General features: G+C 40.5%; 12 protein-coding genes. All 12 read left to right on the top strand.

Going from position 1 to position 14,651, the window contains the following annotated elements:
* The first annotated feature begins 14 nt into the window (after positions 1-14).
* The 12 genes from E7276_RS09655 to E7276_RS09600 all read left to right on the top strand — a co-directional run bounded on the left by E7276_RS09655 (position 15) and on the right by E7276_RS09600 (position 14,647).
* Positions 15-1,241: a UDPGP type 1 family protein gene (locus E7276_RS09655; RefSeq protein ID WP_294216844.1), complete on the top strand. Its 1,227-nt coding sequence runs from the start codon at positions 15-17 to the stop codon at positions 1,239-1,241.
* 39 nt (positions 1,242-1,280) lie between these two features.
* On the top strand, positions 1,281-2,705 hold the full coding sequence (locus E7276_RS09650) for a sugar transferase (protein ID WP_294216842.1): 1,425 nt from the start codon (positions 1,281-1,283) through the stop codon (positions 2,703-2,705).
* The gene (locus E7276_RS09645) at positions 2,705-4,063 is read left to right on the top strand and encodes a glycosyltransferase family 2 protein (protein ID WP_294216839.1); all 1,359 of its coding nucleotides are present in this window, start codon (positions 2,705-2,707) and stop codon (positions 4,061-4,063) included. The genes E7276_RS09650 and E7276_RS09645 overlap by 1 nt, the downstream gene beginning before the upstream one ends.
* Before the next feature lie 147 nt (positions 4,064-4,210).
* Entirely contained in the window at positions 4,211-5,704 is a 1,494-nt protein-coding gene (locus E7276_RS09640) for an LCP family protein (RefSeq protein WP_294216837.1), read from the top strand.
* A gap of 134 nt (positions 5,705-5,838) precedes the next feature.
* Complete coding sequence (gene glmS / locus E7276_RS09635; RefSeq protein WP_294216835.1) at positions 5,839-7,671, top strand: glutamine--fructose-6-phosphate transaminase (isomerizing); 1,833 nt, start codon at positions 5,839-5,841, stop codon at positions 7,669-7,671.
* A gap of 65 nt (positions 7,672-7,736) precedes the next feature.
* Positions 7,737-9,047: a S1C family serine protease gene (locus E7276_RS09630; protein ID WP_294216833.1), complete on the top strand. Its 1,311-nt coding sequence runs from the start codon at positions 7,737-7,739 to the stop codon at positions 9,045-9,047.
* A gap of 744 nt (positions 9,048-9,791) precedes the next feature.
* Positions 9,792-10,235 carry a VanZ family protein gene (locus tag E7276_RS09625; protein WP_294216831.1) on the top strand — a complete coding sequence of 148 codons (444 nt, stop codon included), beginning with the start codon at positions 9,792-9,794 and terminating at the stop codon, positions 10,233-10,235.
* 13 nt (positions 10,236-10,248) lie between these two features.
* Positions 10,249-11,181 carry a carbamate kinase gene (gene arcC, locus E7276_RS09620; RefSeq protein ID WP_294216828.1) on the top strand — a complete coding sequence of 311 codons (933 nt, stop codon included), beginning with the start codon at positions 10,249-10,251 and terminating at the stop codon, positions 11,179-11,181.
* Between the two features lie 216 nt (positions 11,182-11,397).
* A complete protein-coding gene (locus tag E7276_RS09615; RefSeq protein WP_334298476.1) occupies positions 11,398-11,607 on the top strand; it encodes a FeoA family protein in 210 nt (69 codons plus the stop codon).
* 38 nt (positions 11,608-11,645) lie between these two features.
* Positions 11,646-11,864, top strand: a complete 219-nt coding sequence (locus E7276_RS09610; RefSeq protein WP_294216822.1) for a FeoA family protein — start codon at positions 11,646-11,648, stop codon at positions 11,862-11,864.
* A 22-nt stretch (positions 11,865-11,886) separates the two neighbouring features.
* Entirely contained in the window at positions 11,887-14,262 is a 2,376-nt protein-coding gene (gene feoB / locus E7276_RS09605) for a ferrous iron transporter B (protein ID WP_294216818.1), read from the top strand.
* Positions 14,263-14,503: 241 nt separating this feature from the next.
* Positions 14,504-14,647 (top strand): FeoB-associated Cys-rich membrane protein, encoded by a 144-nt coding sequence (locus tag E7276_RS09600; RefSeq protein ID WP_294216813.1) that lies wholly within the window; start codon positions 14,504-14,506, stop codon positions 14,645-14,647.
* Positions 14,648-14,651 lie beyond the last annotated feature (4 nt).

The following is a 14,651-nucleotide window of genomic DNA, read 5'->3' as shown; positions in this document are numbered from 1 at the left end:
GAGAATAATTTATAATGTTTACTAAAGAGCAAGCTATTAATGTATTGAGGGAAAACAAGCAGGAGCACGTCATGAAGTATTTTGATGAGCTTACTGCAGAAAATCAAAAAGAACTTCTTAACCAGATTGAGAATATCAACTGGTCTGATTTTAAGTTAATTGGAGGCGGAGATTCTGCTAAACGTGGAGAGTTTTCCGTTCCTCCTGCTGTAGAGATATCAGAGATTGAAAAGAGACATGATGAGTTCGAGGCTGTAGGACTTGAAGCACTCAAAAAGGGTGAGGTTGCTGCAGTTCTTCTTGCTGGTGGAATGGGCACACGTCTTGGCTTTGATTTGCCAAAAGGATGCTTTAATGTTGGCGAGACTAGAGAGCTCTATATTTTCCAGTGTCTTATTAACAATCTTATGGATGTGGTTAAACAGGCAGGCTGCTTTATTCCCCTCTATATTATGACAAGTGAAAAAAATGATCAGACTACCAGATCTTTCTTTGAGGAGCATGATTATTTTGGATACAACCCAGAGTATGTTCAGTACTTCATTCAGGATATGGCATGTGCTGTTGATTACGATGGCAAGCTTCTTCTTGAGGAAAAGGGACGTCTTGCAACATCTCCTAATGGAAACGGTGGCTGGTATGCATCTATGGTAAAGGCAGGTCTTGACAAAGACTTAAAGGCAAAGGGTGTTAAGTGGATTAACATTTTTGCTGTTGATAATGTTTGCCAGAGAATCGCTGATCCTGTTTTTGTTGGTGCTACAATTGCTGGTGGCTTCCAGGCAGGCTCAAAGGTTGTTCGTAAAGTTGACCCACAGGAGAAAATGGGACTTCTTTGCTTAGAGGACGGAAAGCCTTCTATCGTAGAGTACTACGAGATGTCTGATGAAATGGCAGAGGCAAAAGCGGAGGATGGTAGCCTTCTTTACAAATATGGCGTTATCCTTAATTATTTGTTCTCACTTGAAAAGCTAGATGAGATTGTTAACAATAATATGCTTGTTCACGTGGTGGAGAAAAAGATTGCTCATATTGATGCAGAGGGCAACAAGGTTTCTCCTGAACAACCAAACGGATACAAATTTGAACTTTTAGTGCTTGATATGGTTCACATGATGGATAGCAATCTTGCATTCGAAGTTGACAGAGTGAGAGAGTTTGCACCAATTAAGAATCTTCACGGTGTTGATTCTGTAGACAGTGCAAAAGAATTACTCAAGAAAAACGGAGTAACACTCTAAACTTAATGGGCTAGTGCCCATAGTTTAAGGGAGAAAATCGTGTATAGAAAGAAAAAACGTTCATGGGTCAAGCATCTGGATTTTATAATACTAGATATGATTGCTGCCGAGCTTGCATTATTCGTGGGTGTTTACCTTAAGTTCGACGGAAGTATTATCTTCCTGGATCGCTTTGAGTGGTACAACCTTTATCAGGGCTTGGCAAAAATTCTGCCATTCATTGATTTGACAGGAGTACTTTTCACAGAGACCTATACTGGCATTTTGCGACGAACTAAATATCAGGAAATAACCTCGACGATTTGGCACTGTCTTGTTAATTTCTTAGGCATATTCATTTACATGTATGCCAACAAGACATCATACTACTACTCACGAGAAGCTATTGGCTATTCTGCAGTAGGTATGGTAGTGTTTACCTATTTGTTCCGTGTTATATGGAAACGATTCATTAGACGCAGAAAGCTTCTTGATGTTAATAAATCGTCAATGATTGTAGTTGCAGAGTCCACTACAGTTGACCACTGTCTCTCAGAAATTGCCCATAGCCCATACACAGAGTTCAAGGTTGAGGGCGTTGCTGTTGTTGACGTGGATATGACAGGCCAGGAAATCCAAGGAATTCCAGTTATTGCTTCGGCAGATACATTGTTTGAATATTTGAGAACTAATGTTGTTGATGAGGTTTTCCTTGATGGAAATACTAGAGCTAGCGAAGAGAGCTTGGCAGGTAGATTAGTTGAACAGGGACTTACAGTTCACATGTCCCTCATTCACACCAACAATCTTATGCCTAATAGAATAATGGAGACCTACGGGGATTATGTTGTTTTGACAACAAGTATGCATATCGCCAACAACAGACAGGCATTCCTAAAACGTCTTATGGACATTGTGGGAGCATTAGTAGGTCTTGTGTTTGCTTTTATAGCATTTATTATTTTTGCCCCAATAATCAAAATACAGTCCCCAGGACCAGTATTTTTTACTCAGACTAGAATCGGCAAAAACGGTCGTAGATTCAAATTTTACAAATTCAGAACCATGTATATGGATGCTGAAGAACGTAAAAAAGAATTAATGGCTCAGAATGAGATTCAAGGCAATATGTTCAAAATGGAAAATGATCCTAGAATTATTCCAATTGGACATTTCCTTAGAAAATATTCTATCGATGAGCTGCCACAGTTCTGGAATGTATTAATGGGACAGATGTCACTGGTTGGAACTAGACCACCACTTGAGGACGAATATGAGAGATATGCACTTCACCACAAGGCGAGACTTTCTATCAAACCAGGTCTTACAGGAATGTGGCAGGTAAGTGGTCGCAGTGACATAAAAGATTTTGAAAAAGTAGTGGCATTGGATACAGAGTACATATCTAATTGGTCACTTGGACTTGATATAAAACTATTATTCAAAACTATAGCTGTTGTTTTTGGCGGAAAGGGCTCGAAATAGTGGCAGATGCATATTTTACTTTAGTCGTATGGACAAATGACACAGACATGGACCAGTTCAAGGATTGTCTTGAATCCATCGACGAACAGGAATATCGCGAATTTGAACTTTATATCTTAGACAATAATCCTTCTAATGCAATCGAGTTGACAATTAAGGAATTCTTCCCAGACATTGTTGATAAGGTTCATTACAGAAGACTTAAAAAGAAATCTGGAGGCGCCTATGCGTATAACATTGGCGCTCATTTTGCTGAGGGTAATTATTTGGTATATCTAGGTCAACATGACAGACTTAGTGCCAAGACTCTCAGCTCTTTTAATGAGATGATAAATTCTGAAGAGGATTTTGATTCCATTATCTATACAGATTCGGACGAGATTGTTGGTCTCGACAGAATGAATCCACATTTTAAAAGCGATTTTAATAAAGAACTTCTTTTGCAGACAAACTATATTGGTGATTTTATTTGTTTGCCAGTTAGCATGTACAGGAGATTAGGTGAGTTTAACGAAAAAGCAAAAACTGCCTATATGTATGAATATCTTCTTAGAGCAACATTTAAAAAAGAAAAAATTCAGCACATACCCGCACTTTTATATCACAAAAGAATAGACAACAGGCCAAAGACCAAGGAGATAAGAGCAGAGGAACGTTACTATTGTAATGAACATATGGCTCTTGCAGTTTCTTATTTAAAACGTTCTGGAGTAAACTGTCAGGGCCGAGTGGATCCTAATTTAAGAAAATGGCACATTGAATATGATGAAAATAGCTTTAGAAGATTTTCCGGGGACTATATGTTCCTTAAGGATGAAAATGTAAAGTTATTTACCAGAAATAATGCCAAAAGAATGTATGCCTATTTAAATCAGCCTGATGTAGCCGTGGTGGGTGTTAGGTTTATAGGCCGTGGTTTTACTATAGATAATGTGGGATATATATATGATGAAGATGGCATTCAGTATCCTGCTTTTCATGGACAGAGGATTTTTAGAGAGACCTACGAGGGGTTAGGCAGTATGCCAAGAGATGTATCTATGGTGGACAGTGGTTGCTGCATGATTGATGCCAAGGTTTATAGGATGCTCCATGGTTTTGATAAGAACCTGTCAGGCAGAGATGCTATGCTAGATTTTTGCCTCAGGGCCAAAGAGAGAGGCTACAGAACTATTGTCATCCCCAAGTGTATTGCCAGATACAAAAATAAAGATAACACTAGCTTAGCAGAATCTCATGAGTACCTTATGAATAAGCATGGGGAATTAATTGGTAATGGAGATGGTTTTTACAATAAAAATCTCCCAATAGGTGTGGAAAATTACATATTACCTGGAATGGAATCTGAGGGAAACTAGGAGTAAAGACCCTTTCCTAAAAATAATTGCTAATATTTTAGTAAATATGACAGAAATATTACGATATCCTTGACAATGTTTGAAACTATAGAGTAGACTAAATCAGTATTACTATTTTTAACCTAGAGATTGGAGACAATTATTAAAATGAGTAATTTTGAAGATTACGATTTGAGAATGAGCGGTAGAACTAGAGGGCGTTCTACAGGTTCTACAAATCGCAGTAATAATGGGCAGACACGTAGCAGAGCTGGGTATGAATCAAACAACAATCGTGTTAGCTACGATCTTTCATTGGATGATATTGATATGTATGAGTATGGCTCAGAGTCTTATGAGGGACAGCCTAGAAGAACTGCATCTCAGTCAGCTTCTAGATCAGCATCTCGTTCGCGCTCAGCAGCGCCACACTCAGCTAGCGCACCAGGAGTTAGACGTGGTAGCTCATCAAAACACAAATCATCTAAGGGTGGTTCACATAGAAGACCTTCATCTTCATCTAGAAAACCATCTGGTAGAAAGGGTGGCAAGAAAAACAAAAAGAAGAAAGCAAGAACAGCTATCATTGTAGTTGAGATAGTTATTATCTTAGTATTGTTGCTTGTATTCTTCCTTTGGAACAAGGTTGATAAGATTAACTCAGGCATGAAATATGAAGCTGAGACTAACGACTTGGATGAAGAGACAGTAGAGCTCTTGAGCAACTACACCACCATAGCTTTATTTGGTGTTGACAACCGTTCTTCAGGAAATACAGATTCTGGTAATTCTGATACCATCATGATTGCCGCAATCAATAACGACACCAAAGAGGTTAAGCTTGTTTCAGTACAGCGTGATACTTACCTCAAGGTTACAAGTGATAAATATAGAAAGTGTAATTATGCATACAATGCTGGAGGCGCAGAATCAGCATGTAACATGCTCAATGAGAACCTTGATATTTCCATTGATGCGTACGTTGCAGTAGACTTCTATGCGCTTGCTACTATCGTAGATGATTTGGGCGGATTAGAGCTTGAAATCACATCAAAGATGATTAACACAGACAACCCAAAGACAAATCAAAATGCACTTGCCGGATACATTGCCGAAGTAGAAAATGTACTTGATTACTATCCAAATGAAGAAGATGGATTCAAAATGAGCGATTGCTATTTTGATTCACCAGGTACATACACATTAAATGGTGCTCAGGTAGTTGGTTATTGCCGAAACAGATACGCAGTTAACAACGATTATGAGAGAGCTGAAAATCAGCGTTTAGTTGTAAAGCTAATCATTGAAAAAGCTAAGAAGGCTGACATAGCTACACTTAACAAGATTACAGATGATGTATTCCCATCAATCTCAACTAGCTTGTCATCTACACAGATTATTTCAATGGCTTCATCAGTTGCAGATTACTCAATTGTGGATTCTACAGGATTCCCATTTGACTTGACTACTGGAACCTATGGTAGCAAGGGAAGCTTAGTTGTTCCATGTACACTTACAACCAACGTTACAAAGCTTCACGAGTACTTATATGATCAGACTGATTACGATACAACTGATGCAGTAGATGCTATCAGCGACAAGATTCAAAATGATACAGGTACAAGCGAAGGCAGTGCAACAGTAAATCAGGAATCTGATTGATAATTAAATAGTTCAAGATTTTTCTCCCCATGAATTGATATTTTATGGGGAGATTTTACTTTTTATATATTTCGTAGTAAAATCATATGGTTTATATATAAATCATGATAATAACACTGAAAGGATAATTATATATGTGTGGAATAGTTGGTTATGTAGGAAAGTCACAGGCAGCGCCTATTTTGCTTGATGGACTTAGCAAGCTTGAATATAGAGGATATGATTCTGCCGGAATGGCAGTTTTTGACGGAGAGAAAATAGAATTTGAGAAGGCTAAGGGACGTCTTCGTCTTCTCAGCGAGAAAACTCATGATGGCGAGAGCATGAAGGGTACAATCGGTATCGGTCATACACGTTGGGCTACTCACGGTGAGCCTAGCGAAGTAAACGCTCACCCACATCTTAATGAGGAAGAGACAATCGCAGTAGTTCACAATGGTATTATCGAGAACTACGCAAAGCTCAAAGAAAAGCTTATTGGACGTGGCTACACATTCAAGTCTGAGACTGATACAGAGGTTGTAGCTCACTTACTTGATTATTACTACAAGCAGGGCAACGACCCACTTACATGTGTAACAAAGGTTATGCACCGTGTAGAGGGTGCTTATGCACTTGGTATTATCTTTGCTGATTATCCAGATCAGATTTACTCTGTACGTAAGGATAGCCCACTTATTGTTGGCCTAGGCAAGGATGGTAACTTAATCGCATCTGACGTGCCTGCAGTTCTGAAATATACTCGTGAAGTTTATTTCATCGAGAACGAGGAAATCGCTAGACTTACAGAGGACGCTATTGAGTTCTTTGATGTTGATGGTCAGCCAATCGAGAAGCAGTCAAAGACTATCGATTGGGATGTTGATGCAGCAGAAAAGGGTGGCTATGACCACTTTATGATCAAGGAAATTCACGAGGAGCCAAAGACTGTTCGTGATACATTAAATCCACGTATCAAAAACAACACTGTAGATATTGAAGAGCTTGGTATGACAGACGAAGAGATTAAAGCAATCTCTCGTATCCGTATCGTAGCATGTGGTAGTGCTTACCACACAGGTGTTACAGCTAAATATGTATTTGAAGAGATGGCTCGTATCCCAGTAGAGGTAGACATCGCTTCAGAGTTTAGATATCGTAATCCAATCCTTCAGGAGAACGAGCTTGTTATCGCCGTTTCGCAGTCAGGTGAGACAGCTGATACAAAGGAAGCTGTTCGTATGGCTCGCGCTATGGGCAACATGACTCTTGCAATTGTTAACGTTGTAGGTTCTTCAATCGCTCGTGAGGCTGAAAAGGTTATGTACACATGGGCTGGTCCTGAGATTTCAGTTGCTACTACAAAGGCTTACTCAGCACAGCTTATTGCCTTCTACTTACTTGCGATGAAGTTTGCAGACGTAAGAGGATTACTTTCAGCTGACGAGATGAAGGAGCTTATTTCAGATCTTAAGAAGCTTCCAGAGCAGATCGAGATGCTCCTTGGAAATAAAGAGCGTATCCAGAAGTTCGCTAACAGATTCGTTGCAGCAAAGGACGTATTCTTCATTGGTAGAGGTATTGACTACGCCATCGCAATGGAAGGCTCATTAAAGCTCAAGGAGATTTCATACATTCACTCAGAGGCATATGCTGCAGGTGAGCTCAAGCACGGCACTATTTCTCTTATCGAAGATGGCACACTTGTAGGTGCAGTTGCCACACAGGAAAATATTTATGCAAAGACAATTTCTAACGTAGTAGAATGCAAGACTCGTGGAGCATTCATTCTTGCTGTTACTACAGTTGGACACGAAGATATCGAAGAAATTGCAGATTATGTAATGTACATTCCACAGACAAACAAGTACTTTACTAACTCTCTTGCAATTATTCCACTTCAGTTATTTGGCTACTATGTTTCTGTTGGAAAAGGCTATGATGTAGATCATCCAAGAAACTTAGCAAAATCAGTAACTGTTGAATAATTCGTCACTTAACCGTCACATTGGGGGACTAAACTACCCTCAGAATAACAAATGGAGGCGTTTATATGAGTGATTTTAACAACAATCAAAGTGAATCATACTATCAGTGGACACCATATGATGATGGTAGACAGCCTCGTAAACCTAAAAAAAACAGAGATTTCCCTGCGAAGCTAGGTCGCGCGGCGTTGATAGCACTAGTATTTGGATTAGTGGCTGGAATATCCTTCCAGTCGGTGGTACTTGTGTCAAATAAATATTTTGCTAACTCATCTGAAAGTGCAGCAGAAGAGACTGCCAGTGAAGAATTAGCATCAGACATATTAGACAATGTAACTGCCACAACTGCTTCATCTACTACTGAATCAACCATCATTTCCACAGATGTATCAAAGGTTGCAGACAGCGTATTGCCAGCAATCGTTCAGGTTACAAATGTCAGTCTAACTGAGTATCAGACATGGTTCGGACCATACCAAGAGGAGCAGACCTCTGCAGGTTCCGGAATCATCATCTCTCAGGATGAGGACTACATTTACATTGCAACCAACAATCACGTAGTTACTGGTTCACAGGACCTTACCATCACATTCAATGATGGAGAATCAGTAGAGGGTGAAATCAAAGGAACAGATTCTTCATGTGACTTAGCCGTTGTATCGGTAAAAGTTGATGATATTCCTAAGGAAACATTATCAGCAATAAAGGTAGCCACACTTGGAGATTCAGACAACAGCGTAGTTGGTGAAGCAGCCATTGTAATCGGTAACGCAATGGGCTACGGCACATCAGTTACAACAGGTATCATTTCTGCATTAGACAGAGAAGTATCTATCACAGACAGCGATGGTAACGTAGTTACTAATTCCTTGATTCAGACAGATGCAGCCGTAAACCCAGGTAACTCTGGTGGAGCACTTTTAAACGTCAAGGGCGAAGTAATCGGAATTGTATCAGCAAAACTTTCTGACACTACAGTCGAAGGTATGGGCTACGCAATCCCAATCTCATACGCTTGGGACATCATCCAGCAAATGATTGACAATGATGTTGTATCAGATGAGGACGCCGGCTACCTCGGCATCGTAGGATTCGATGTATCAACTGAAACATCTGAAGCATACGACATTCCAGTTGGCGTATACATCAAACAAGTAATCGAAGGCTCAGGCGCTGAAGCAGCCGGAATCGAAGCTGAAGACGTAATCACAGGCTTCAACGGACGCGCCGTCACATCCTTCAACACACTCAACAACATCATGCAATACACATCCGCTGGCACAACCGTAGAAATCACCGTGGCCAAGCATGACGCTGACTACAAAGAAGAAACCGTAAAAGTCACGCTGACCCACAAACTCGACACAGACCAGTAAAATAATAATTCTAAGAGGATCTCACTTATGAGGTCCTCTTTTTTGTAGCATATTCACACCTCTGCATTGCCACCCTTTGCCACATTTTCTCTCCCAACGTCATCCGGCACCCTTCGCCCCGCCCGTCCAGGGCCTTCCACCCCTTCATATACACTTCGCAAGAATATTTCGTTTTCCTAATACGCAAAGAATCGCATCTTTTATTAGCATGTGTCTTTCTCATGTCTGTACAATTTTGCAAAATGTATTTAATGGGCGGACAAAATAAAACTAAACTAGTACAACTCAGGCTCAGGGGGAATTGGGCGATTTTGGAGTGAGCTTAGAAAAATAAAAGCAGGTTTTGTAAGATTTAGGCATGCGCCGCTAGGACGGCGGCGCAAGTGCGACACGCGACACGATGTCGTATAAAGCACGGTGTCTAAATCTACAAAACCTGCTTTTTAATTTTTCTTAGCGAACGTAACATGAGCCCGATTCCCCCTTGAGACCTGAGTTGTACCAATTGGGATATACTAGTATGTCCGCCCAGTATAAATACATTTTTCAAAATAGTTCATCCATAGAAAGACACATGCGGGATGCTCCCTTTTGCGTATTGGAAAACTGAAATATTCGCGAAATTGTGTATATGAAGGGGTGGAAGGCCCTGGACGGGCGGGGCGAAGGGTGCCGGATGGCAAATAATAGAAAATGTGGCAAATTGTGTCCCCATGGGGGTGTGAATATGCTACAATAATGAGCATGAATAAGAAGAGAATAGTACTTAGAATTATTATTTTACTGTGGTTGTGTGTGATTTGGGGGCACAGCTTGCAACCGGCAGTGGTTTCGGAAGGTGAGAGCGGCAGATTTCTTGAGTTGCTCGGGAAGATTTTTCCGTTTTTGTTGAGCAGTGAAAATGGCATGTTTATTGTTAGGAAGACGGCTCATTTTTTGGAGTATTTAATTTTGGGCGCATTGCTTTGTTCGGATTTGTCTGATGATATTTATGGTCCGTTTAATAAGTTTGCGGTTCCTACGTTTGTTGGGTTGTTTGTGTCGTTTATAGATGAGACTATTCAGCTTTTTGTTGTGGGACGCTCAGGAGAGATTAGAGACATGTGGATTGACTTTGCTGGAGTAGCTTTGGGGGCACTTATTATTCTGGCAATAGTTAATAATAAAAGAGGCAGAAAACGCTACTAAAGGGAGGCATCACATGGGTAAGAAGAGAATTGTTATTGCATTAGGACATGACGCACTTGGTACTACAGTATTGGAGCAGTGGAACGCTACAAAGCGTACAGCTGTTGCAGTGGCTGAGTTTATTCAGCAGGATTATCAGGTGGTTATCACACATAGTAATGGACCACAGGTTGGTATGATTCATACTGCACTTTCTGAGTTTTATCAGAATCATCCGGATTATACACCTACTCCTATGTCAGTTTGTTCGGCAATGAGTCAGGGCTATATTGGATATGATTTACAGCAGGCTATTCGTTCGGAGCTTGTAGGTAGAGGCATTTATAAGCCTGTTTCTACAGTGCTTACCCAGGTTACAGTTGACCCTTATGATGAGGCTTTTTATAAACCAACAAAAATTATTGGCCGAGTTATGAATGCTCAGGAGGCCGAGGCTGAAGAAGCAAAAGGAAATCATACAGTTCAGGTTGAGGGCGGATTCCGTAGAATCGTAGCTGCTCCAAAGCCTATGGAGATTGTAGAGATTGATGCTATCAGAGCGCTTTGTGATGCAGACCAGGTTGTTATTGCAGCTGGTGGTGGCGGTATTCCAGTGCTTACTCAGGATAATAAGCTAAAGGGAGCTTCGGCTGTAGTAGAGAAAGATACTGCTGCTGGACTTCTCGCATCAGAGGTTGATGCAGATATGTTGGTTATCCTTACTTCTGTGTCAAAGGTTTGTAAGAACTTTGGCAAAGAAAATCAGGAGCCACTTGATTATATTTCAGTTGCTGAGGCTAAGAAGATGCTTGCAGCTGGTGAGTTTGGTGCCACAGATATGGCTCCAAAGATTCAGGCTGCCATTGATTATATTGGCGATTCAGCAATCCGTAAGGTACTGATTACAAAACTATCAGATGCTGGCAACGCAGTTGGTGGTCAGACTGGTACGATGATTGGAAAGTAATAAAAGATGGTTAGAGGTGCTGTAGAAACAGTGCCTCTTTTTTTGTGAAATTATCATAAAAAACTTTAGTTAGTCTCTTGAAACTTGAGTTAAATAATGCTATAGTAGTTTAGGTTGTTAGAGAAGTCTAACATAAATTATGCGAATGTAACTAAAATTCGACACAACTGTTAGAATTATCTAAAAATTTTTTACATGTAAAAGGAAGTATATATGATGCCATTAGTTGTAGCGCCAACAGGCGTAGAACAAATGATTAAGCGAATTGGTGGTAACGAAGAAGTTAAACGCCATTTGCAGGAGCTGGGGTTTGTACCTGGCGGATACGTTACGGTTGTAAGTGAGATTGGCGGAAATCTCATTGTAAACGTTAAAGAATCTAGAGTTGCTGTGGATAAACAGCTTGCTCAAAAGATTTTTATTTAATACATCAACTTTTTTGTTGAAGAAAAAGGAGAGAAGATATGACACTTAAAGATGTTAAAACTGGTGAGACTGTCAAGGTTGTCAAAATTGGCGGAGAAGGCGCAGTAAAGCGCAGAATTATGGACATGGGTATCACTAAGGGCGTAGAGATTTACGTGCGCAAGGTTGCTCCACTTGGAGATCCAGTAGAAATTACAGTTAGAGGCTATGAACTCTCAGTACGCAAGGCTGATGCTGAGATGATTGAAGTTCAATAAGAAATAGTAGGAGGACAGAGAAGTGGGAATTCGTATTGCGTTAGCAGGTAACCCAAACTGCGGTAAAACAACATTATTCAATGCGCTCACAGGTTCTAACCAGTTCGTAGGTAACTGGCCAGGTGTTACTGTAGAGTATAAAGAAGGAAAATATAAGGGTGACAAGGAAGTTAAAATCGTGGACCTTCCTGGTATCTATTCACTTTCACCATATACATTAGAGGAGGTTGTATCTCGTAATTACCTCATCGATGAGAAGCCAGAGGCGATCATCAACGTTATTGATGGTACTAACCTTGAGAGAAACCTTTATCTTACAACACAGGTTGTAGAACTTGGTATCCCTGTTGTTATCGCTATCAACATGATGGATGTTGTTGAAAAGAATGGCGATAAGATTAATACAAAGAAGCTTTCAGAGGAGATTGGTGTTCCAGTTATCGAAATTTCAGCTCTTAAAAATAGAGGCCTTAAGGAAATTGTTGATGCTGCAGTAAAGGTTGCTAAGGAAGCAAATCCACAGTCTCCAAAGCATAGATTCAATGGCTCAGTTGAGCATGCACTTGCTCATATTGAGGAGCTTTGTTTACATAGCATCGATGATGAGAATGTTCAGAGATGGTACTCTATCAAGTTGTTCGAGCGTGATGAAAAGATTCAGGAAAAGCTTGGTCTTTCATCAGATGTAATCAATCATATTGAGCAGGATATTGCTTCATGTGAAAAAGAGCTTGATGATGATGCAGAGTCAATCATCACAGGCGAAAGATACAACTACATTGGAACAATTATCAATGGTTGTGTTAAGAAGGCAGCTAAGGGAATGACAACTTCTGATAAGATTGATAAAGTTGTTACAAACAGATGGCTTGCTCTTCCAATCTTTGCAGTAGTTATGTGGCTTGTATATTATATTTCTGTTACAACAGTTGGTACATGGGCTACAGACTGGGCAAATGATGGTGTGTTTGGTGATGGATGGCATTTATTCGCTATCGGATCTAGTGATTACGCAGATGCAGCAGATGAGTTTACTGCAAATCAGCTTATTGTTGATGGTTATGACCTCTATGTTGAGGAAAATGGCACAGAGCCAACAGGTGATTTCGAGTATCCTGTAGAGGATGAAGAGACAGCTGCTGTTGATTACGAGACAGCATCACTTGAAGATTATGCTGCAGCATTAGAGTATGTAGAGTCTAACGAAGAGCCAGACCCAGCCGATTACGGTGTATGGATTCCTGGTATTCCGGTATTCATCGAGGCAGGCCTTGATGCAATCAATTGCAACGATGTAGTTAAGGGACTTATCCTTGATGGTATCGTAGCAGGTGTTGGTGCAGTACTTGGATTCGTTCCACAGATGCTCATCTTATTCATCTTCCTTGCATTCCTTGAGGCATGCGGTTACATGGCACGTGTTGCATTCATCATGGACCGTATCTTTAGAAAGTTTGGTCTTTCTGGTAAGTCATTCATTCCAATGCTTATCGGTACAGGTTGTGGTGTTCCTGGTATCATGGCATCACGTACTATCGAGAATGATAGAGACCGCAAGATGACAATCATGACAACAACATTTATTCCATGTGGAGCTAAGCTTCCATTTATCGCAATGGTTGCAGGTGCTATTTTCGGTGGAGCTTCATGGGTTGCACCTTCAGCATACTTTCTTGGAATATTCTCAATAATTGTTTCAGGTATCATGTTAAAGAAGACAAAGCTATTCGCCGGGGATCCAGCACCATTCGTTATGGAGCTTCCAGCATACCACTGGCCAACAGTTGGTAATGTTCTCCGCAGTATGTGGGAGCGTGGATGGTCATTCATCAAAAAAGCTGGTACAATTATTTTACTTTCAACAATCGTAGTTTGGTTCTGTACATTCTTTGGTGTTGTTGATGGAGCATTTACAATGCTCGAGGAAGACCAGATTGATCATTCAATCCTTGCTACACTTGGTAGATGTCTTTCATGGATTTTCATCCCACTTGGATTTGGCGATTGGGAAGCAACAGTTGCTTCTATCACAGGTCTTGTTGCAAAGGAAAATATCGTAGGTACACTTGCTATTATCTACGGTGCAGCTGGTGATGTATATGAGACAATGGCTAATGCATTTACATCAGCTTCAGGTTTTGCATTCTTAGCATTCAACCTTCTTTGCGCTCCTTGCTTCGCTGCTATGGGTGCAATCAAGCGTGAAATGAACAATACAAAGTGGTTCTGGACAGCAATCGGATACCAGTGTGGATTCGCATGGGTAATCGGACTTATCGTATACCAGGTAGGTAAGGTATTCACAGGCGAAGGCTTCACATTCGGAACAATCTTCGGAATCGCTGCAATCTGTGTACTTCTTTACGGATTATTCCGCAAGGATAAGTACAACAAGTAGTTTTAAATATTAAGCTGGTTACGGTTACAAGCATTTAATATTCTCCGCTCGACTAAAATGTCTCGCTTGAGAATATAAATAGCTTGTTACCTACCAGCTATGATTTAAAAAGATTGCTACAATATGTGGCACAATTAGGTGAGTCGGTAGTTATCAAGCTCTTAGGTTTCTGAATGAGGCATTTTAGCTGAATGAGGAAACACTAAGGCTTGAGAACGTAACCGACGGAGATGAGGTACATATGGGAACATTTATAGTAGTACTTATATTGGTTGCAATCGTAGGCGGAATTATTCGTTCTATGGTGAAGGCGCATAAACGTGGTGAGCACCCTGCTTGTGGCGGTGACTGTGGTCATTGTGGCGGAAGCTGTGGATGTCACTAAAGGA

Origin of the sequence: Pseudobutyrivibrio sp. (assembly GCF_015057185.1) — a bacterium.
Classification (GTDB): domain Bacteria; phylum Bacillota; class Clostridia; order Lachnospirales; family Lachnospiraceae; genus Pseudobutyrivibrio.
The sequence above is the reverse complement of the archived record's forward strand: the minus strand, read 5'-3'. Positions and strand labels throughout refer to the sequence as shown.

Excerpts from the sequence above, each read along its gene's own strand:
- E7276_RS09655 (WP_294216844.1), top strand. The coding sequence starts at position 15 with ATGTTTACTAAAGAGCAAGCTATTAATGTATTGAGGGAAAACAAGCAG.
- glmS (WP_294216835.1), top strand. The coding sequence starts at position 5,839 with ATGTGTGGAATAGTTGGTTATGTAGGAAAGTCACAGGCAGCGCCTATT.
- arcC (WP_294216828.1), top strand. The coding sequence starts at position 10,249 with ATGGGTAAGAAGAGAATTGTTATTGCATTAGGACATGACGCACTTGGT.
- E7276_RS09615 (WP_334298476.1), top strand. The coding sequence starts at position 11,398 with ATGCCATTAGTTGTAGCGCCAACAGGCGTAGAACAAATGATTAAGCGA.
- E7276_RS09600 (WP_294216813.1), top strand. The coding sequence starts at position 14,504 with ATGGGAACATTTATAGTAGTACTTATATTGGTTGCAATCGTAGGCGGA.
- E7276_RS09625 (WP_294216831.1), top strand. The coding sequence starts at position 9,792 with ATGAATAAGAAGAGAATAGTACTTAGAATTATTATTTTACTGTGGTTG.
- E7276_RS09640 (WP_294216837.1), top strand. The coding sequence starts at position 4,211 with ATGAGTAATTTTGAAGATTACGATTTGAGAATGAGCGGTAGAACTAGA.
- E7276_RS09630 (WP_294216833.1), top strand. The coding sequence starts at position 7,737 with ATGAGTGATTTTAACAACAATCAAAGTGAATCATACTATCAGTGGACA.
- E7276_RS09610 (WP_294216822.1), top strand. The coding sequence starts at position 11,646 with ATGACACTTAAAGATGTTAAAACTGGTGAGACTGTCAAGGTTGTCAAA.